Genomic DNA, 20507 nt, shown 5'->3' with positions numbered 1-20507 from the left:
AATCACTTGTTTCTGCGAAGTAAATTCTCGAGAAGTATTTCTTGTGATCATCGACGTAAGGCGGTGAGGCCCACAAGATGTGGGTCACGTATGCGTTGCAAATCATTTCGGTGGGACGAGTAATCGCAGTCCCACCACGAGGGCTCGCAGGATGCGAGTCCGTTCGGTGTTGCATTTGTTAAAATTCTGATCCATCCTTTTCCATTTCCAAAGATGGGACGGAAGGGTTTTTAAAAAATGAGAATTGCTGTCTTCCCCAAATAAAGGGAATCGTAATATAATTCATATATTTGGTAAATGGTAATAGTCCTAATAGACTAAATAAAAGTAATCCATGAATTTTAAATAGCCAAGTACTGCCTAGCATCCAATTCATTTCAGGTTGGAAGGTAACTAAACTCATAAACCATCCGGTCATATGATTGATCTGTTCATACGTCCCTAATCCTTTGGCTATTAGACCCGTACCAATCACAAAAACGAATAACCCCAAAAATATATATGACTGCCAGTTGGATTGTGACTCTTTGTTTTCTGTTTCATTTTCCTCAAATTGATCATATTTCCAGATCAATCCCATCAGGAAAATTAAAAACATCATATATGGAAAAACGACCCAAACTATCCACATTGGAAGATTCATTATCTTCCCCCCCTATCGTGATGCATTTCCTCTTGTTACGTATCATAACTTATTTCCACTGTTTTCACTGTGACAATCATCACGCGCAGACAAGAAATAGACAAAATTTATTCACAAAACGTCAATATTTACTAAAAGGCCCGCCTAATGGCGAGCCTTTCTCTTTTTTTCTATGCTTTTTGTTTCCGAAGACCTTTAGGGATATATACACAAAACGGTTCACTTTCCATGTAATCGCCAGTCATTGCATAAGCTCTGGAACGAGAGCCACCGCAAGCATGACGAAATTCACAGACTCCACACTTTCCTTTATATTTATCCGGATTTCTTAAGTTTTGGAAAACTTCAGACTCCCTATAAATTTTGCTAAGTGGTGTTTCTCGAACGTTCCCTGCTTTAATTGGCAAAAGACCACTTGGATATACATCCCCAATGTGAGAAATAAAGACAAACCCATTTCCGTCATTTACACCCTTCGGCGCACGACCTAATCCATCAATAGTTCCTGTTGCTCCTTTATTTAAAGCATCTTCGTAAAAAATCTCTGATCCTTCACTCAAACTTCTCTGTTCTCGCATCTTGTTTTGAATTACCACACGTCTATAATGTTGAGCGGCAGTAGTTTTTATGTCAAAAGGTACACGTTTAGAAAGTTCATATAGCCATTGAAAAGTCTTTTCATGTTGCACTGGCGTAATCATATCCTTTTCCTGACCGCGCCCTGTTGGGACAAGGAAAAATACGCTCCATAAGACACACTCTAAAGACTCTACCATTTCAGCCATTTCATCTAAATAATCTATATTATAATTAGAAATTACCGTATTAATTTGAATAGGTAGCTCAAGTTCATGGAGATATTTAATGGCATTCATCGTTAAATCAAACGATCCATCAGTTCCTCTGAAATGATCATGAATCTTGGCATTCGGTCCATCAATACTAAAGGCCCATCGAGCTAGTCCTACTTCCTTTGCACGCTCCATCGCCTCTTTTGTTACATTTGGAGTTGCACTTGGCGTCATGGAAACACGAACTCCCTTATCGATTGCATACTTGGCAATGTCAAATACATCTTCCCTCATTAAAGGATCTCCACCAGTGAACACGAGCATTGGATTACCCATACTATGAATCTCATCAATTAATTTTTTTCCTTCTTCAAATTTTAATTCAAATGGATTCCGCTTATATTGTGCTTCTGCTCTGCAGTGAAGACATTTTAATTGGCAAGCTCTTGTTAACTCCCAAATCACAATGAATGGATTTTCATCGTAGTTTTGAGGAAACATGAGAAATCCCCCCTCTATTTAAATACAGAACGTAAATTGTTATTTCCACTATGTTCATGTGTCCATTGTACATGGTTCTTTTTGCGAACGTTGTGACGTATCTCACAGATAGAATTGTCAATAAGGAAAAAAGCTACCTAAAAATAGGCAGCTTTCATAATGAACATCTATTTTTTTGATATGGCAACTCTCCATTGCATAGGTCCTTCTTCAAGATATTGCCATTCAAATTGGTCTTCACGCTCTATCATAAACTGATAATGAAGTGGGCGTGGATCATGGTCATTGGTTAACTCCATAACCTCTCCTGTTGCTAAACCATCAAATACTTCAAAAATTCTTGGATGACGAAATCTTGGTTCAATCTCTGGTGCGTAAATCTTGGCTGCAAAAGTATCTTTATTCATAGTAATCTCTCCTTCAATAATGTTTAACTACAATTGGAAACTCGTTTCCTTTTCTTGCTTCTCTCTATCTGACCCTTATAATACTCTCCTCTATTAGTTAGGGCTGTGAGCTAGAACAAACGCAGGGTGTGTTTTTCATCACATCACTCACTTTTCAGACAATAAGTTTAAAAAGTGTTCATATTTGTTTATTTTTCTCTTCCTACATAATGGTACACTCAATAAGAAGATACTAACATAACCATAGTAGAAAATAAGACAGGGGGAGACATAGTGGCGCACACTTCCGTAAAAGAATTACTTCACAATGTACCATTATTCAACGATTTAACTGAGGAAGAGATGACACCTATTTTAGATATGGCGATGACACGTCGTTATCGCACTGGATCACATGTATTTATGCAAGGAGACCCATTAACCAATGTATACTTTATCGACCAGGGTCTTGTTAAAATTTATAAAACTGATTTTCATGGAAAAGAGCAAATTGTGAATGTCCTTCAACCTGGTGATATGTTTCCTCATGCAGGTTTTTTTAGACAGGACCAATGCCCAGCTCATGCAGAGGTAGTAGATGATATTATTCTTATCTATATCCCGATTCAACTTTTTGAACAGTTTTTAATCAAAAACCCCGAGATTTGTATTAAGTTGTTTCGTGTTTTAGGTGATAAAATAGTAGATCTGCAAAACCGTTTAGAGGAGCAAATTCTTCATAATACGTATGAACAGATCATCATGCTTTTGCTTAGACTTGCTAAACTTTATGGTGAAGACCAAAATGGTGTTGTTCGTTTAAACAACTCATTTACCAACAGAGAACTAGCTAATATGATTGGGTCAAGTCGAGAAACAGTCAGTCGTACATTAACTCAACTTCGTAAAAAAGAGATGCTTGATACAGACGAGGCTGGAAAATTTATTTTAAAACTTGAAGAATTGGAAGAAGAATTATTTTAATATGTGATCCACATCACTACCTCCTCTATTGAAAATAATTATCATGTAGATAGAATCAAAAATCTTAGATGAGGTGATAACTTATGGAAAATCAAACTATTGTTGAATTAGATGTTCGTGAAGATTTGAAATTAAAAAATGATCCTTTCCACAAGATCATGGGAGTCGTTGGTGGGTTGAAAGGTGGAGAGGTATTTGTTCTTCACGCACCTTTTAAACCAACACCATTATTGGGTGTTATGAAAAAGAAGGGATTTTCCAATAAAGTTGAGGAAATAGACAGTAAGCACTTTAAAGTAACATTTTACAAAGAAGGGTAGTGATCTTAATGATCCTCAATAATCGTGGGCTAGAACCCCCACAACCGATGATGAGAACACTCGAGGCGCTCGAAACCTTAGAAGGTGGAGAAACCCTTGCTATAATTAATGATCGTAGACCTATGTTTTTATTTGCTGAATTAGATGAGCGAGGCTATAGCTATGAGACTGAGGAACAAAAAGATGGAAGTTTTAAAATCACAATCACTAAGCCGGGTGGATAATCATGGGACCTGGACTGAGCATGAAAACAGAAACAAATGCAAAACTTCCTTTTTCCTTTATTTTATTTAGTCTCATTGGCTTTATTACCGCACAATGGTTTTTATTTTCAAATAGTGAATTTCTAGCACAAGGTATTTACAGAACACCAAATCTATGGATGGCTGCCCATTTTCTCATTTTAAGCTGGGCAGTAATGGTTGTCATGGGAGCCATGTATCAACTGGTACCAGTCGCTTTTCTTACCCCCATTTGGAGTGAAAAATTTGGATTTTTTCAGTTTGTAGTTACCGCGATAGGAATTATCGGGCTTTCCGTCACCTTTAGTATTCGCCCTACATTTGCCATTTATCCTGGTATTCTAGCAATTGTAGGTATTCTACTTTTCTTGTTCCAAATGTTTATGACCATTCGAAAGCAAGAGAAGAAGACAATAATAACAGGATTTGTTCTTTCTGCACTTGTGTTTTTCTTTTTAACCATAGTAGCAGGTGGTGCCTTAGCCGCAAACTTTGCATTCGGTGTCCTTATCGACCATGAGCCATTATTTTACTCGCACTTATTATTTGGGATTACGGGTTGGTTTACCCTACTCATCTTTGGTTTTTCTTATAAGATGGTCCCTATGTTTAGTTTAAGTCATGGTTTCAAACAAAGATGGGCTATAAAAGCACTAGCATTTTATTTAATCGGGATGATCATTCTTTTTGCAAGCTTTTGGTTAGAAAAAATGCCTGTTGCTTCTGCAGGTTGGTTTATCTTATGGCTGGCTTTTAGCCTGTATGTTCTAGATATGCATGATATTATTAAACGTCGCTTAAAAAAGAAACTTGATCGACCATTCCAATTTTCCTTAGTTGCTATTATGTTAGGTTGGGTTCTACATGGAATCTTATTTTTTACAAGTATTCTTGCACCTACCGATCAAAAGCTTTGGAGCCTTTGGGTCTATCTTTATATTATGATGTGGATTATTTTCAGCATTTTAGGTTATCTCTATAAAATTGTTCCTTTCCTATGGTGGACCTACAAATATTCTGCCAAGGTTGGGAAGGAAAAAGTTCCTGTTTTGAAGGATATGATTAATGAAAAAATGGGAGTTGTTTTATTCCTTTCCTTTAGTCTTAGTATGGTAGGGATTGGAATTTCCGGATTTACCTCCTTCGAAATGGGGATGCAGCTATTCCAAGGAATTCTTTTAGTAACCACTATTCTTTATAGCGGAACCATCTTTATAGTTTTGAAAAAATAGAAGGGAGTTTTTAGGATGACATTAGAAGAGCAGGTTTGGGAATCTCTTAAAGGGGTCATTGACCCTGAGTTAGGTATAGATGTTGTGAATCTCGGTCTAGTATATGAAGTCAATGTAGACGATGAAAATAATGTATTTGTTAAAATGACGCTAACTACACCTGGTTGCCCTTTGCATGACAGTATTGTTAATGGGGCAAAATCCATGATTCTTTATCTAGATGAAGTTAATGATGTAGACGTTCAGCTCGTATGGGAACCTGCATGGAGCCCAGATCGAATGAGTAGAGAAGCAAGAGAATCATTAGCGTTTTAAATATCGAGTTTGAAGCCCGCCGTTTCAGGCGGGTTTTTTACAAGATAAGAAATCATAAAATTTGTCTAGCTCCAGCGAAAAAGCTTCATCGAGTAATCTTCGCCCCTAGTAATCGCACAAAGGAAAGTTACTTAGAGCTACTTCGCAGAAACAAGTGATTTTCTTGTTTCAAAGGTTGCTTGCGCTTTTCTTATTGGCTTTATTAATTTGTGCTCCCTTGCCCCTATGAAGAATAAATTTTGAGCTTCTCCTCACCGATTTGTACTTCATCGTCCTTATGAATTTCAATATAAAAAGCCACCTATTCCAAATCGGTGGCCCTTCCCTTCAATATAATCAACCTCCACTAACTGGAGGAATAAAGGCTATAACATCTCCTTCATTCAGTATAGTAGTGTCATTAGCATATTCTTCATTGACAGCTACCATTGCACGGTCAATCGACAACAATTCGTATCGATCCTTTAAGAAAGTGCGAACCTCTTTCACTGATTTTCCCTCTCCGTCTATTTCCAACTCAGGCTTTCCAACGGTTTCCTTCAACTGAGCAAATAATAGTGCTTTTATCATGATAAGTCCTCCTGTTCAGGCTTCCCACTAGGATAGGATTTTTTTTCTAACTGATCTCCAATCCACTCTTGTCCATTCTCCCAATGTTCTTTTTTCCAAATCGGTACGATCTCTTTTATTCTTTCAATCGCATATCGACTGGCTTCATAGGAATCTGCTCTATGTGGAGTGGATACAGCAATAACTACAGCGATATCCGTTATATCTAAATGACCTACTCGATGAACAATAGCCGTTTTTGCATCTGGCCATTTTTGTTGAATCTCATCGCCAATTTGCGCAAGTTTTTTTTCAGCCATTTCCACATAGGCTTCATACTTTAAATAAAGAGTCTTTTTCCCCTTGGTAAATTCTCTAACGGTTCCAATAAAAGTATTAATGGCCCCGGCCTCTCTTCGAACAACCAGTTCAACTACTTCATTTGTATTAATGGGTTTATCAGTGATCCAAAATAGCTTATCCATTATTGAATTCTCCTTACTATCCATTTTTTGATCATGGAAATATATTCTTTGTCTTTTGTTAACAAATAAAAATCGTTCCGTTCTTCATGATGTATTCTACATATAACAGAGGTACAACTGCCAAGCAAACTCTCATCCTCCTTATTTCTATATATAACTGCTTTAGGAAAGTCCGCTTCTTTAAATCCCTCTACGATCACAATCTGCATCCCCTCATAAAATGAAAGCAATTGATCCAGAGTCCAAGAACCTGTCATATCCAGTTGAAACAATCCATCGCCTTCTACACCTGAGATAATGGCTCCTGCGTGGCGGTGACGACTGCTATCGGTTCCTGCAGGCAAGGTTGGCTTCCCACCATGTCCATGATGCTTTAAAGTTCCAACCTTAAGATCTTCTTTTGTTAACTCACGAACTAGCTTTTCCACTAAAGTGGTTTTCCCACTATTTTTATAACCAATCACTTGAAAAACAATAAAAGGATATGTGCTATTCATTTCTATGTCTCCTTGAGCAGGATTAACACTACACTCACTGAAATTCATGCATCTCTATTGTAAACTATTTTTCATCGAAAAAAGGGAATTTTTATCGTTTGTCAAATAAAAGACAAAAACCCCTGAATATGTTCAGGGGTTCATACCATTAATCTGGAATACCAAGAGCTATTTTCGCATAGCGGGACATACGATCCTTTGTCCATGGAGGACTCCAAACAATGTTTACATTAATCGCATTTGCCTCAGGAATATCTTCAAGTACACGTCGTACATCCTGTTCAATATGTCCCGCTAATGGGCAGCCCATTGCTGTTAAGGTCATCGTCACAGTAACGACACCATCGTCATCCATATCGACATCATATACAAGGCCAAGGTTCACTATATCGATCCCAAGCTCGGGATCGATAACATTTTCCAGGGCACCCAAAATATTTTCTTTAAGTGCTTGATCCATAGGTACTTCCCCCTTTTTCATTGATCACTCTTATTATAACCAAAAACAGGGCCTGTTTGAAATGATCCAGATCACTTTATTTTATTTCTGTAGGAAAAACTTTTCAAATATTGGTTTTAAAGATGAAGTTCAAACCATTCAGCAGTTTCCATTAAAGCAAAACGACTTGTCTTATGGTCTCGACCAGGTTCACGAAGAAAACGGATGTTTTCAGGATTTTTATAATGTTTAATAGCAGCATTATAAAAATCATAGCTATGGTCAAACGGAACGGTACGATCTGCATCCCCATGCCAGAAAAACAGCGGTCGCCCGCCTATGGCTTCCATATTTTGAGATAAGTCGATTTTGGTTAAAGACTCCCTAACCTCTTGAAGTTCCTCATCTGAGAACGGAATATTCACTCCATTTTTAGAAGCTCCTTCTAATAAATAATCAAAAAAGCGAACTGTCTTAGGAGATCCCATTAAGCATGCACCAACCTTAATCCAAGGATACATGACTAATGCTGCACAAGTCGTAATGCCTCCCATAGAAGTACCAGCTACTCCAAATCTTCCGTCTAACAACAATCCTCTTTCTTCTAAATCATCCTTCAAAGTTTGAATATCTTTTAGGTTTTGGTTTACAATATCCCAAAAAAGGATGTCCATCTCATTATTTGAGAGTTCATTTTTTCGTTCTCCGTGATAAAGACAATCCATAAGAACCACTCGATACCCTTTACTTGCTACCCAATAAGCAAGGGATAAATTGATTTCCTTTGAACTTGTGAACCCATGAATATATAACAAAGTTGGAAGTGGCGCATTTTGATTATGATCTTCTGAAACGATTAATAAAGGAATGTCATAACGTGTTTCCTTATTGACTACTATCATTTTTTTACTTCCTCTCAGTAATTTATCCAATTCCTTTTATTGTAACATGGTATCATTTTCCTTTTAACTTGAAAAGTAATAGGGATCTTTTCTTTACACATCCTTGAAGTCCATATACACTATATTAGAAAACTGGTATCGCCATTCCTTTTGGCAAAACCTTAATTGCATATTTATCCAGGTAAGAAACTCCATACTTATCTGTTACATACGAGGTGAGAAGGATGAAAAGACATTTAATTACGTTAGATTTGGACGGAACACTACTGACAGATGAAAAGGTGATCAGTCCACTAACGAAGAAAGTAGTACTTGAAGCGATACAAGAAGGACATATCGTTTCCATTGCAACAGGGCGTCCTCATCGTGCAAGTATTAATTATTATCATGAATTAGGACTAGACACTCCCATGGTTAACTTTAATGGAGCTCTTATACATCATCCAACAGATCGCAGATGGGATGCTATTCACTCTCCAATGCCTCTTCGAACAGCTAAGCTAATTATTCATCGAAGCCAGGAAGTAGGGGTCAAAAACATCCTTGCAGAAGTAATGGATGATGTTTACTTACATCAATATGATGAAGAATTTATGGAAATCTTTCACACAGCGGCAGATGAGAGCCCCATTAGAATAGGAAGTTTGTTATCCGAATTAAAAAGTGACCCAACCTCCTTGTTAATCCATCCATACCCTGAGCAGGTTCAAGAGCTACGAGCCCATCTAACAGATGAGCACGCAGAGCTTATAGAACATCGAAAATGGGGAGCACCTTGGAATGTGATTGAAATAGTAAGAGCAGGACTAAACAAAGCAGTTGGTGTTCATAAAATCGCCCATTATTATGGTATTTCAAAAGAAAATATCATTGCTTTTGGAGATGAAGATAATGATCTTGAAATGATTGAATATGCGGGAATTGGCGTTGCTATGGGAAATGCGATTTCCGAATTAAAGGATGTTGCTACCCATGTTACTGGATCAAATGAAGAAGATGGAATTGGAAAGTTCTTGATGGACTACCTGAAGATCAAAGTATAGCTTCCATCCATTCCCTGTCATATTTAGGCCTTCATTACCTCAAACTAATAGGGAACGCACGCGTTGGCGTTCATGCTTTCTAAATGGGGGGATTATGTTGGGTACAAAGTCTAAACGTTTTGTTCAACAAAGTGTAGATGCTGTTAAGAAGCATGATGAACGTTTTCCTTATCGTGAAAGATTTACTGACAAAGAAAGAAAACGTGAACAAGTAGACCAGCATACACTAGGAGGGTTTTAGTCATGGCAATGGCCAACCAACTTTTCCAGGAAGCAAAAGAAGCAGTTAGCCGTATCACCAATGCTGGAGGCGGAGTTTCAGAAAATGAGCGTCAGATTGCACGCGATGTTATACAAGCTGCCTATCAGAACGCTTCCTCTGAGGAGCGTCAGGAGCTTCAACAATTGGAACAACGTCTTCAACAGCATGGGGAACTGTAACCCCCAGCTGAGGCCGGCACAATGCCGGCCTCTTTTTTTCACAAATCTGAAGTCTTCCTTTTCCTCTTCTGGATTGGACATGTTATGATTACAATAATTAAAATAAAAATATATATTGGGGAGGAATTTGAGATGTCAATCAATGTTGAAACAACACCAAATCCAAATGCTATGAAATTCACTTCAGATTCAAATTTTTTCGAAGGTGATGGCAGCGTTTCTGTCATGAAGGGACAAACAAGTGATTATACAATTATGAACGAATTGCTAGCACTTGATGGAGTAGACAATGTATTCGGTTATCAGAACTTTATAACTGTTAATAAGGGGTTTAATGCCGATTGGGACCAACTTCTCCCACAAATAGAAGCGATTTTTTCAAAAAACGAATAGGAAATTTTTAAAAAGCTATCTTCCCGAAGAGAACCTCTCCAAAGAAGATAGCTTTTTATACTAAAATTTTTCCAATGGAATAATCCATTCATTTGTTGGATTTCCATCCTTTGGACTTGCTTCAAAAAGTACCATAGTGAGTGTTCCGTTTTCAGGTAAATTACTCTCATCAATTTCTACTTTTATTTCAAAGTCTGACCATGCAGGTGCACCTGCATTTACTTGAACCGGAGTATCTCCAATTAATTTGTAGTGCCCATCTTCCACGTTATACATAAAGGACCCCTCAAAGACTCTAGCTTCTCCAGTAACAGTATAATGTCCATTTTCACCTGTTACTTGAACATCACGAAACGCACTGTTAGATAACTGTGGGATTTCAAAACTTTTTTCTACGGAAAATGGATTTTGGTCAATTGGCTTATCATTGATAGACATCTGTAATAAGGTTACCTCTGCCTCGTAACTACCACCTTCAATGGACTCTGGAAGGGCCCATTCATCCTTCCAGAAAAGTTCCTCGTCAATGGAAAGTTCCTCATAAATTAAAGCCTCGGTAAAGCTTTTACCTTCTGAAAATTTATAGACTTCATTCCCCTCACTATCCTTAATGATAACTTCAAACTGTTGACCAGATGAAAATCCTAGTTTCACCACATCCGAATGATGGTTAACGAGCTTCATATCAACCACGACTTTTTCTTGTGAAGGGGTTATCTCTACTGCGAAATCTATTTTTTCTAATAAAGCAGAGATGTCTTCTTGAACAGAGTTTGATCCATCCGTATCTGTATTGTTTCCATAAGGATCTTGGTTCCCATCAGAATCTTGGATGGGCTCACCGCTACCTTCATCTCCACTAGTTGCATCTCCATCATTATAGGACGAATTGTTGGAGGCTGAATCAGATGTTCCACAGGCACTAAGAATAAACATTCCAACGAATAGAAATATAGCCCACTTTTTCATTTTACCTCTCACCTTTCTCTTTATCTTATTAGTCGTAGAAAAACGAAAAAAGTTGCAGTAGGCTTATTCTTTTCGGAAGAAACCAAATATCCCCGCAGTTTGTACGATATTCGTAAACGCATTTTGATCCTCTTCTTTAATAATTCTTTCTAAATCATAGAGTTCGTATCTGGTCACAACAATCATAAGCATTTCTCTATCTTGATTAGAGTAGACTCCTTTAGCCGGAATGGTTGTAATCCCTCTGACCATTTTAGAATGAATGGCATTTGCTAATTCTGTAGCCTTGGTAGTAACAATGAGGGCAGTTAACTTTTCATGACGAGTATGAATAGTATCAATAATTCGTGATGATACATAAAGGGTGACAAGGGTATAAAGAGCTTTTTCGGCTCCATATAGAAGTCCTGCAGCTGTAATAATAAAACCATTCATAATTAAAAAATAAGAACCAACTGGGCGATCCTTCATTCTGGACAACACCATTGCGATGATATCCATTCCTCCAGTAGAGGCCCCCCATTTCAGCGTAATACCCACACCTACACCAGCTACTACCCCGCCAAACACTGCATTCAATAAAATATCTGGCGAGAGACTAACCACTGGAATGAGTTCAAGAAAGAGTGTAGATGCACCAACAGATAATAAACTGTAAATCGTGAAGCCTTTACCAACCTTAAGCCATGCAAGGATAATAACGGGGATATTTAAAAGGAGGAGCAATATCCCTGTTGAAACAGGAAACCCTGTATAGTCCATAGAAATGCTAGACAAGAGCTGAGCGATTCCGGTAAAACCACTTGCATAGACATTAGCTTCAATTAGAAAAAGATTTAAAGATAATGCATTCAATAGAGCACCAATGATTACGATCAGCAATCTTTTTGTTTCCATAATAAACACAAATAGCCACCTCACTGCTTGTATTCTTTCCTCTTTTTGACGAAAATAAAACCTATCATCAGCTGTAAATAAAGTGAAACTTCAATCAGTGGCCGTCCCCCCACTGGATTGTTAGCACCTGAAGGCCCTTGAACCTATCGGACATTTACGGATGTTTATCCCCCACCTACTCTTTTCGTTCACTTAAAACTTGAGGTGAGGTATTACTCCCATGAAAATAAAACATTAAATTTTTCATCCTTGTTGATGAAGCTTGCTTCATGGTTGGCTGCCCGTTCATGCGGGATAAAAGGCGAACTTTATGAATTTTGCGCTTTTTTTCTAAAGTAATGCAGAAATATTTTGACGTTATTCTAGGAAAAGCTTACACTTAAGCTAATAAGTAATTGGATAGAAGGTGAATGTATGACGGTTAAAATTGTGGCAGATTCAGCATGTGACTTACCTAATGAACTTTATCAAGAATATAACATAAAAATGGTTCCCCTAGTCGTAACGTTGGACGGACAAGAATATGAGGATTCAGTAACCATCTCACCAAAGACAGTCTATGATGCAATGAGGTCAGGAAAAGCCCCAAAAACATCCCAAGTTTCTCAACAGGCCTTCCGTGAAGTTTTTATGGAATACGTACAGAAAAAGATTCCATTAGTTTACTTTGCTTTTTCATCGGAACTGTCTGGAACCTATCAATCAGCTAAGATCGTTCAACAAGAAATAAAAGAAGAATATCCGGATGCAGAGCTTCACGTTGTAGATACGAAAGGTGCCTCCTTAGGGTATGGACTAGTTATTGTTCGTGCAGCTCAACTAGCTATAGAAGGAAAAAGCGTTGAAGAAATTATTACAACTGGCCTTTACCACGCAACACATATGGAACATATCTTCACTGTTGACGATTTAGAATACCTTTATCGTGGGGGACGAGTTAGTAAAACAGCAGCCTTCGTTGGAGGTCTCTTAAAAATCAAACCTCTATTAGACGTTGAGGATGGGAAACTTATTCCTATTGAAAAAATACGTGGAGCAAAAAAGGTCTTAAAGAGAATGGTAGAAGTCATGGAAGAACGTGGAAAAGACTTTGAAAACCAAACCATTGGAATAAGCCATGGGGATGATCTTGAAAATGCTGAAAAATTAAAAGAACTAATCCAGGAAAAGTGGAATTGTAAAGATTTTATCATCCATACTGTTGGAGCTACCATTGGTGCCCATTCAGGTCCAGGGACAATTGCCTTATTCTTTTTAAATGATGATTATAAATAAGATTTAATGAAGTAAAAGTGGAATGAAAATTATCACTACTTCTTTTTTCGATTAAATTCGATGTTTATTGAAAAAAATGTCGTTCAATACCCTCTTCAATGTTCGGAAAATGATTGATACCATAGAATACATATAAGGAGGGATTTTCGTGCAGTACAACGAACTAGTTTCAGCCTTTAAAAAGGTACATCAAACAGGTCCAGACTCACCGAACTCATTATTTGATTTTTGCCAAAAATTGTATATTTCTGGCCAATTATCGAGTCAAAACTATCGCAAATTACGGAAAGTATTGCATGAGAAAGGTGCAACCTCAGCACACGATACGGAAGAAATAGAAAAAGCAACCAAATAATTTAAAATTCATCGAGACTGCCTATGCGCAGTCTTTTTTTTGTGATTTGCGTTTCATTCATAGGAGTTTGGGCATCGGGGAAAATATAAAGAGATTGTGAAGGAGGTATAACAATTGATTGATAATATACAAGGTCAAGGCCAACCGCCACAACACCAAGATCGACAACCTGGTCTTGAATCCCAAATGAATCCTCTACCGGAGGTCATTAAATCTTCCTATAAGCCAAGTGGAAAGCTAAAAGGAAAAGTCGCAGTTATTACTGGAGGAGATAGCGGTATTGGTCGTGCGATTTCGGTTCACTATGCCCAGGAAGGCGCAAATGTCGCAATCGTATACTTAGATGAACATGAAGATGCAGAAAAAACAAAAACAATGGTGGAAGAAACCGGCCAAAAATGTCTTTTGATAAGTGGAGACATAGGAAATTCCGCTTTTTGCGAAACTGCCATCCAACAAGTGTTAAATACTTTTGAAAAAATTCATATTCTTGTGAATAACTCGGCGGAACAGCACCCTCAGCAAAGTATACTGGATATTACAAACGAACAATTAGAGAAAACTTTCCGAACCAATATTTTTGGCTACTTTTACATGACGAGGTCCGTTTTGCCACACTTATCAAAAGGTGACTCCATTATCAATACAACATCTATTACGGCTTATAAAGGAAATAAAACTTTGCTAGATTATTCATCAACAAAAGGAGCAGTAACATCCTTTACTCGATCCTTAAGTCAGAACTTGGCCAACCAAGGAATTCGGGTAAATGGTGTAGCCCCAGGTCCAATTTGGACTCCTTTAATCCCTTCTACTTTTGATGAGCAACAAGTTGCCCAGTTTGGTACTACTACTCCTTTGAAACGAGCTGGACAGCCTAGTGAACTGGCACCTGCTTATGTCTACTTAGCCAGTGACGAATCATCTTATATGACAGGACAAATTCTTCATATTAACGGAGGAACGATAGTGAACGGATAAAATCCAAAGTACTTCTATCCCATTTGTTGTTTAAAAAGGCTTCCGCAACAACGGAAGCCTTTCTTTGAAATTCTATACAGTTACTTTTTTCCCATGAAGATTTAGTACAAGATTATCCCCATTTTCCTGCGCAATAGTAGTTCCCTCATGGTTAACCTTTACTTTTAGTAAGTGACCTCTGAAGTTAATTTTAAAAGAATATTCTTTCCATGCCTTTGGAACAAATGGAGATAAATAAAGCTCACCTTCCCGAACTCGCAGACCAGCAAACCCATGAACAATAGATAACCAAGAGCCTGCCATACTTGTGATGTGCAACCCATCCTCAGTATCATTGTTATAGTTATCTAAATCAAGTCTTGCTGTACGTAAATACATTTCATAAGCCTTTTCTTCTTCTCCTATTTCAGCAGATAAAATAGAATGAACACAAGGAGATAAAGATGATTCATGCACTGTTAATGGCTCATAGAAAGCAAAATGGCTTCTTTTTTCCTCTACAGTGTAGCGATCATTTAGAAAATACATTCCTTGAAGGACGTCAGCTTGCTTTATATAACAAGATCTAAGGATGCGGTCCCACGACCAATTTTGGTTAATGGGTAAATGTTTTGGATCTAACTCTGCAACTGGAAGCAACTCTTTATCCATAAATCCATCTTGTTGCATGTAAAGTCCTGTTTTCTCATCAATTGGATAGTACATCCGATTATGAATATCTTTCCACTTCGCCAATTCTTCATCAGAAAATCCTAATCTACTGCTTAACTGAGCATATACCTTAGCATGATTTCCCTTCACCCATGCAGCAGTTTCTAATGTGTACTCAAGCGTCCATGCCGCAATTCTATTAGTGTAATAATTGTTATTGACGTTATTCTCGTATTCATTAGGACCTGTCACACCAAGCATCATATACACTTCTTTTCGCGGATTCCAATGGACTCTGCTTGCCCAGAACCGGCTAATTTCAACCAATACTTCAAGCCCATACTCATGCAAGTATTCTTGATCACCTGTATAGTTCACATAATTCCAAATTGCATGTGCAATAGCACCGTTTCGATGGATTTCTTCAAACGTGATCTCCCATTCATTATGAGACTCTTCCCCGTTCATGGTTACCATAGGATAAAGGGCACCTTCAAGTCCAAGTTTTGCAGCATTTTCCTTTGCCTTCTCCAATTGTTGATATCGGTACAACAATAGATTTTTGGAGATGGATGAATCTGCAGTACTTAAATAGAACGGTAAACAGTAGGCCTCTGTGTCCCAATAAGTACTTCCACCATACTTTTCTCCTGTGAAACCTTTCGGACCAATATTTAAACGAGGATCTTCTCCGGTATAGGTGTTATATAGTTGGAAGATATTAAAACGGATTCCTTGCTGCGCTTCTGCATCTCCTACAACTTCAACATCCGCTTGATTCCAGCGCTTTTCCCAAGCGCTTTTCTGTTCAGTGAAAAGCTGTTCAAAACCCTTTTGTTCAGCAGTTGCAATGAGTTTTTCACCTTCAGAAACTAGATCTTCACGACCATAATCTCTACTAGTTGTAACTGCAATATATTTATTAAAACTTACTTTTTCATTCTTTTTAACTTGAACTTTGTAAACATGATCCACATACTCTTCTTCATCATGAGATTCAGAAACCTCATGATGAAGCCCACCGGTGGCAGCATAGGACATAGTAGTTGTTACATCGAATTCTGTTTTTCTTGTTCGCATAGTTAAACTTCCACCATTTGAAAAAACTTGATGATGAATAGGTTCCCAGAAATCCTCATCATAGTTTGCATCTTCATTACGAACCTCTCCATTTAAGAACGGAATAAAAGTTATTTCACCGTCAAAATTCAGAGGTGTAACCTCATAGTTTACAGCTACTATCTGATGATCTACAATCGAGAAAAAGCGGGTAGCTTTCGCTAATATCTGCTTGCCACTTTCGCTCGTAGCACGAAAAGTTCGAACTAGGTATCCATGTTGCATATTGAGTGTTCGTTCAAACTCGTCAACTTTCCATGTATGAAGATCGAGTTCTTCATTCCCCACAAACACTCGAATGCCAATAAAATTAGTAGCGTTTAATACTTTTGCAAAATATTCAGGATAGCCGTTTTTCCACCACCCTACACGAGTTTTGTCTGGATAGTAAACTCCACCCACGTAAATTCCAAGATGAGTATCACCTGTATACGTTTCTTCAAAATTTCCACGCATTCCCATATGACCATTACCTAAACTCATCAAACTCTCCGCAAGACGATTGTCATCGGGGTGCAATTCTTTTTCAATGATTTTCCATTGATCTACTTCGATTAATCTTTTCAAAAATCTTCACCTCTATTATACTGAATAGCGCAAACGATTGCGCATCAAAGCTGCGAAAAGCTCGGATTACCCGAGCTATGTTTGATTCACTTTTCTAGAGTAGGTTGAGCTTCTTTCTACAATCTCAAAAGGAACAATAATACGCTTAGACGGTTCATTTCTATGCTTTGCTTTTTCAATCAAACACTTTGTTGCTTGGACACCTAACTCATGGATATGAATATCCACAGTAGTAAGTGGTGGTCTTGTCAGTTGAGAAAGATAAACATTATTAAAGCTTACGATTGAAATATCTCTCGGAACATTCAACCCAAATTCTTCAAGCATTTGAATAACTCCGAAAGCCATCAAATCATCGGCGATTACTAAACCTGTGGGTGGGTCCATTAAGTTAAGAAGCTTATAAACAGCCTCTTGCCCTCCAGATTGTAAAAATTCAGCATGAATATGATACTCATCTTTAACAGGAAATCCTGCTTTTTCTAAAGCTATCTGGTAACCTCTCATTCGGTCTAAAGTTACAACTAACTCGGTATCCCCACCGATAAAAGCAATACGTTCATGACCCAATTCAATCAAATGATTGGTTATTTCCTGTGCTGCACTTAAATTATCATTATCCACATGAGAAATGGAATCCATCTGTTCATATGGCTTTCCAATGACTACAAAAGGAAATTTATGCTCAATTAAGAAATTCCTGACCTCATCCTCCACACGAGAATAAAGTAGGATGATTCCATCGACACGGTTGCCTTGAACCATTCGAAGAACCCCTTCAAAGATCTCCTCATCCGTTTGACCAGTGGATATATAAAGAGAATAATCTTTGTCGTGAGCCACCGAACTTATTCCTCTTAGGACCTCCGGAAAAAAGGGATTCTGTAAGGCTTTATCACTTGAAGGCATAACCACACCAATAGCTTGTGTCGATTTATTAGCTAGACTTCTAGCATTCACATTAGGATGGTATCCCAACTCTTTCATTGCCTTTCGAACCTTTTTCTTTGTTGCCTCACTAATCCTGGGGTGGTCAGCTATAACCCTTGATACGGTGGATGGAGCCACACCAGATACATTAGCAACGTCCTTAATTGTCACACCCATGTCGATTCATCCTTTTCTCATTACTACTATAGAATTGGAACGGTAAGTGTTATTTGGTTTTCCTTATCTACAGCTATTTTTTGCATCTTGCCATTGATATAAATGGATTCCCTACCTTTTAAATCATGGAAGACGATTTTATAATTTTGATAATCTGGCTGATACTCGCCTAGACGTTCCTTAACTTGCACTTCTATTTTACCTTTTTCAAATAAAAATGAAATGGTTTGTTTTAAAAATTGTTCGGATTCGTAACCAAAACTTTCCCCATCATCATCATAGTGGTGAAGTTCATAACTTCCCTGTTCTGACGGATATACATGAATTTCACAATCAGTTTGAGGCTCCATTGTAGATAACCGCACATTTCCATGTACAATTGCCGAGCCTTTCCTTATGAAGATCGGTAGTTGATCAAGCTCCGCATGAATAAGGTGAGTATCATTTCCTGAAAAAGTTTCTTCAGTATCGTACCGAATCCAATCACCCTTAGGTAAATAAACAACCCTATCTGTTGTTTTTGGAGTCATAATAGGAGCTATAATCACATTATCTCCAATCATAAATTGATCAGAAATGGAATAGGTCTTGACGTCATTTGGATACTCAAGAAATAAAGGACGCATCACGGGAGCCCCTACGTCATGGGCTTCTTTAAACCATCGATAGAGTTGAGGCAACCAACGATAACGTAATTCAATGAATTTTCTCATGATATCCTCATGTTTATCACCAAATTGCCAAGGCTCTTGATAACGAAAACCAATAGCTGAATGATTTCTAAAGTATGGTGTAAAGGCACCTACTTGAGTCCATCGAGTCAACAACTCAGCATTTGTATCGTGTGCAAATCCCCCCACGTCTGGTCCTGTAAATGCAACACCCGATAACCCTAAATTCATACACATTGGCAGTGACATCTGCAAATGTTCCCAAAAGCTCCGATTATCTCCTGTCCAGACAGCAGCGTATCGTTGAATCCCTGAAAAGCCAGCACGCGTTAGCAGAAAAGGACGCTTACCTTGTAGAAGTTTTTTCATCCCTCCATAAGTTGCTTCTCCCATTAAAAATCCATATAAATTGTGAAGTTCTCTATGAGTCTTTGGGTCACCATCATTTCGGTGGACAACTGACAAATCCATGGTTTTTGACTCGTTAAAGACGGCAGGTTCATTCATATCGTTCCAGATACCTTCTATTCCAAGGTCGGAATAAAACTTGTGATTTTTACCCCACCACTCTCTGACTTTCTCGTCCGTAAAATCAGGAAATGCACTTATTCCTGGCCAAACTTCACCAAAATAGAGATCTCCCTCAAGGTACTTACAGAACATATCCTGCAAGACACCTTCCTGGTACGTCAGATATTCAGGTTCTTTCTTAACTCCTGGGTCCACGATTGGAACAATCCGAATCCCAGCTTCTTTTAAATCTTGCACCATTTGTTTTGGTGAAGGGAATCTCTCAGAATCAAAAGTAAAGACTCGGTATTCATTCATATAATGAATATCCAGATAAATGACATCAACTGGGATCTTTTTTTCTTTAAAAGTATTCGCTAATTCTCGGACCTCTTGTTCCGTTTCATAGCTGTATCGTGATTGATGATAGCCTAATGCCCATTTCGGTGGGATAGGCATCCGCCCTGTTAAATAAGTGTACTGTTCAATAACATCTTTTGGTGTAGGACCTGCAAAAAGAAAATAATCGAGCTGCCCGCCCTCTGCAGAAAAAGAATAGTGATCTTCCTCAGACTTCATGTCAAAAGATGTTTTAAAGGTGTTATTAAAATATAAGCCATGTGCCTTCCCTTCTCTAAGAGTCATAAAATAGGGGATTGACTCATAGAGAGGATCTGTTTCAGGATTATGGGGCGCATAAACATCTGTATTCCACATTTTATAGGATTCGCCTCGCTTTTCTAAGAAGCCCGCTTTTTCTCCAAATCCGTAAAAATGATCTTGTTCTTCCATTACTTTGTACCCGATAACTTCCCCGGACTCATTAAACCCCATACCTCGGTCGTCTTCATAAACAAGGGCGCGACCGTCCTTATCGTAAAATCCAACCCGAAATGGATTTTTTTGAATTTCAACTTGTAGCATATCGCTTGATAATAAAATGTTTTCATCCGTTTCTTTTACTTGGACTTGGACATGTTTTGGATTCCCAATAACAGCCTTTGTTGTCTTGTGATCCGGCATTTGTTTCGGGTTCATAATGACCCTAACAATATCCTCGCGGTAAAAAGAAACATCGACCCATCCATGTTGACAAACAAAAGACATCTTATCTTTTGAATGATGGAACTTAATCAATGACCCAATGTCATGGTAAGATGTTTTTCCTAATTTTTTCTTTGCTCCTGGATGGATCGCAAAACTAGTCTCTTCTAGCATACGCATCCCCCTCTTTCTATGGTA

At 38.1% G+C, this 20507-nt stretch carries 25 protein-coding genes; 12 read left to right on the top strand and 13 right to left on the bottom strand.

From position 1 onward, the window contains the following. Nucleotides 1–178 precede the first annotated feature (178 nt). From RZN25_01310 to RZN25_01300, 3 genes are all read right to left on the bottom strand, one after another. A complete protein-coding gene (locus tag RZN25_01310; protein MEQ6375473.1) occupies nucleotides 179–643 on the bottom strand; it encodes a respiratory nitrate reductase subunit gamma in 465 nt (154 codons plus the stop codon). Between the two features lie 170 nt (nucleotides 644–813). Then, nucleotides 814–1935, bottom strand: coding sequence for a TIGR04053 family radical SAM/SPASM domain-containing protein (locus RZN25_01305; protein ID MEQ6375472.1), 1122 nt, complete (start codon nucleotides 1933–1935; stop codon nucleotides 814–816). 167 nt (nucleotides 1936–2102) lie between these two features. Beyond that, a complete protein-coding gene (locus RZN25_01300; GenBank protein MEQ6375471.1) occupies nucleotides 2103–2342 on the bottom strand; it encodes a DUF2249 domain-containing protein in 240 nt (79 codons plus the stop codon). 273 nt (nucleotides 2343–2615) lie between these two features. Between RZN25_01300 and RZN25_01295 the strand changes: the two genes are divergently transcribed. The 5 genes from RZN25_01295 (at nucleotide 2616) to RZN25_01275 (ending at nucleotide 5414) form a co-directional block, all read left to right on the top strand. Further along, the gene (locus tag RZN25_01295) at nucleotides 2616–3305 is read left to right on the top strand and encodes a Crp/Fnr family transcriptional regulator (GenBank protein MEQ6375470.1); all 690 of its coding nucleotides are present in this window, start codon (nucleotides 2616–2618) and stop codon (nucleotides 3303–3305) included. Nucleotides 3306–3388: 83 nt separating this feature from the next. Continuing rightward, nucleotides 3389–3625: a DUF2249 domain-containing protein gene (locus tag RZN25_01290; GenBank protein MEQ6375469.1), complete on the top strand. Its 237-nt coding sequence runs from the start codon at nucleotides 3389–3391 to the stop codon at nucleotides 3623–3625. 8 nt (nucleotides 3626–3633) lie between these two features. After that, nucleotides 3634–3849, top strand: a complete 216-nt coding sequence (locus tag RZN25_01285) for a DUF2249 domain-containing protein (GenBank protein MEQ6375468.1) — start codon at nucleotides 3634–3636, stop codon at nucleotides 3847–3849. Between the two features lie 2 nt (nucleotides 3850–3851). Continuing rightward, entirely contained in the window at nucleotides 3852–5099 is a 1248-nt protein-coding gene (locus tag RZN25_01280) for a hypothetical protein (GenBank protein ID MEQ6375467.1), read from the top strand. A gap of 15 nt (nucleotides 5100–5114) precedes the next feature. Then, nucleotides 5115–5414, top strand: a complete 300-nt coding sequence (locus RZN25_01275) for a metal-sulfur cluster assembly factor (protein MEQ6375466.1) — start codon at nucleotides 5115–5117, stop codon at nucleotides 5412–5414. Between the two features lie 336 nt (nucleotides 5415–5750). Here RZN25_01275 and moaD read toward each other — a convergent pair whose 3' ends face one another. From moaD to RZN25_01250, 5 genes are all read right to left on the bottom strand, one after another. Then, the gene (gene moaD / locus RZN25_01270) at nucleotides 5751–5984 is read right to left on the bottom strand and encodes a molybdopterin converting factor subunit 1 (protein ID MEQ6375465.1); all 234 of its coding nucleotides are present in this window, start codon (nucleotides 5982–5984) and stop codon (nucleotides 5751–5753) included. Then, nucleotides 5981–6451: a molybdenum cofactor biosynthesis protein MoaE gene (locus tag RZN25_01265; protein ID MEQ6375464.1), complete on the bottom strand. Its 471-nt coding sequence runs from the start codon at nucleotides 6449–6451 to the stop codon at nucleotides 5981–5983. Before RZN25_01265 ends, moaD begins: the two co-directional genes overlap by 4 nt. Next, nucleotides 6448–6945 carry a molybdopterin-guanine dinucleotide biosynthesis protein B gene (gene mobB, locus RZN25_01260; GenBank protein MEQ6375463.1) on the bottom strand — a complete coding sequence of 166 codons (498 nt, stop codon included), beginning with the start codon at nucleotides 6943–6945 and terminating at the stop codon, nucleotides 6448–6450. The genes RZN25_01265 and mobB overlap by 4 nt, the downstream gene beginning before the upstream one ends. A gap of 148 nt (nucleotides 6946–7093) precedes the next feature. After that, entirely contained in the window at nucleotides 7094–7405 is a 312-nt protein-coding gene (locus RZN25_01255; GenBank protein ID MEQ6375462.1) for a metal-sulfur cluster assembly factor, read from the bottom strand. A gap of 116 nt (nucleotides 7406–7521) precedes the next feature. Further along, complete coding sequence (locus tag RZN25_01250; protein ID MEQ6375461.1) at nucleotides 7522–8286, bottom strand: alpha/beta hydrolase; 765 nt, start codon at nucleotides 8284–8286, stop codon at nucleotides 7522–7524. 224 nt (nucleotides 8287–8510) lie between these two features. On the opposite strand from RZN25_01250, the gene RZN25_01245 reads away from it, so the two are divergent. The 4 genes from RZN25_01245 (at nucleotide 8511) to RZN25_01230 (ending at nucleotide 10163) form a co-directional block, all read left to right on the top strand. Continuing rightward, nucleotides 8511–9329, top strand: a complete 819-nt coding sequence (locus tag RZN25_01245) for a Cof-type HAD-IIB family hydrolase (GenBank protein MEQ6375460.1) — start codon at nucleotides 8511–8513, stop codon at nucleotides 9327–9329. Between the two features lie 97 nt (nucleotides 9330–9426). After that, nucleotides 9427–9570, top strand: coding sequence for a hypothetical protein (locus RZN25_01240; GenBank protein ID MEQ6375459.1), 144 nt, complete (start codon nucleotides 9427–9429; stop codon nucleotides 9568–9570). Nucleotides 9571–9572: 2 nt separating this feature from the next. Then, nucleotides 9573–9770, top strand: a complete 198-nt coding sequence (locus tag RZN25_01235) for a DUF3813 family protein (protein MEQ6375458.1) — start codon at nucleotides 9573–9575, stop codon at nucleotides 9768–9770. A 132-nt stretch (nucleotides 9771–9902) separates the two neighbouring features. Then, nucleotides 9903–10163 carry a NifU N-terminal domain-containing protein gene (locus RZN25_01230; GenBank protein MEQ6375457.1) on the top strand — a complete coding sequence of 87 codons (261 nt, stop codon included), beginning with the start codon at nucleotides 9903–9905 and terminating at the stop codon, nucleotides 10161–10163. A 60-nt stretch (nucleotides 10164–10223) separates the two neighbouring features. Here RZN25_01230 and RZN25_01225 read toward each other — a convergent pair whose 3' ends face one another. Both RZN25_01225 and RZN25_01220 read right to left on the bottom strand, forming a co-directional pair. Beyond that, nucleotides 10224–11132 (bottom strand): BsuPI-related putative proteinase inhibitor, encoded by a 909-nt coding sequence (locus tag RZN25_01225; protein MEQ6375456.1) that lies wholly within the window; start codon nucleotides 11130–11132, stop codon nucleotides 10224–10226. A gap of 63 nt (nucleotides 11133–11195) precedes the next feature. After that, entirely contained in the window at nucleotides 11196–12038 is an 843-nt protein-coding gene (locus RZN25_01220) for a YitT family protein (protein ID MEQ6375455.1), read from the bottom strand. Nucleotides 12039–12443: 405 nt separating this feature from the next. Between RZN25_01220 and RZN25_01215 the strand changes: the two genes are divergently transcribed. From RZN25_01215 to RZN25_01205, 3 genes are all read left to right on the top strand, one after another. Next, complete coding sequence (locus tag RZN25_01215) at nucleotides 12444–13304, top strand: DegV family protein (GenBank protein MEQ6375454.1); 861 nt, start codon at nucleotides 12444–12446, stop codon at nucleotides 13302–13304. A gap of 148 nt (nucleotides 13305–13452) precedes the next feature. After that, nucleotides 13453–13659, top strand: coding sequence for a YppF family protein (yppF, locus tag RZN25_01210; protein ID MEQ6375453.1), 207 nt, complete (start codon nucleotides 13453–13455; stop codon nucleotides 13657–13659). A gap of 114 nt (nucleotides 13660–13773) precedes the next feature. Further along, on the top strand, nucleotides 13774–14640 hold the full coding sequence (locus tag RZN25_01205) for an SDR family oxidoreductase (GenBank protein MEQ6375452.1): 867 nt from the start codon (nucleotides 13774–13776) through the stop codon (nucleotides 14638–14640). 72 nt (nucleotides 14641–14712) lie between these two features. Here the strand turns inward: RZN25_01205 and RZN25_01200 are convergent, their stop codons facing one another. From RZN25_01200 to RZN25_01190, 3 genes are all read right to left on the bottom strand, one after another. After that, nucleotides 14713–16977: a glycoside hydrolase family 65 protein gene (locus RZN25_01200; protein ID MEQ6375451.1), complete on the bottom strand. Its 2265-nt coding sequence runs from the start codon at nucleotides 16975–16977 to the stop codon at nucleotides 14713–14715. 75 nt (nucleotides 16978–17052) lie between these two features. After that, nucleotides 17053–18084, bottom strand: a complete 1032-nt coding sequence (locus RZN25_01195) for a LacI family DNA-binding transcriptional regulator (GenBank protein MEQ6375450.1) — start codon at nucleotides 18082–18084, stop codon at nucleotides 17053–17055. Nucleotides 18085–18110: 26 nt separating this feature from the next. Then, the gene (locus RZN25_01190) at nucleotides 18111–20483 is read right to left on the bottom strand and encodes a glycoside hydrolase family 31 protein (protein MEQ6375449.1); all 2373 of its coding nucleotides are present in this window, start codon (nucleotides 20481–20483) and stop codon (nucleotides 18111–18113) included. Nucleotides 20484–20507: the final 24 nt, after the last annotated feature.

The sequence above is a fragment of the Bacillaceae bacterium S4-13-56 genome, from assembly GCA_040191315.1.
Taxonomy (GTDB): domain Bacteria; phylum Bacillota; class Bacilli; order Bacillales; family JAWJLM01; genus JAWJLM01.
Note: the sequence above shows the minus strand (reverse complement) of the source record. Positions and strands in the feature narration are given on the sequence as shown.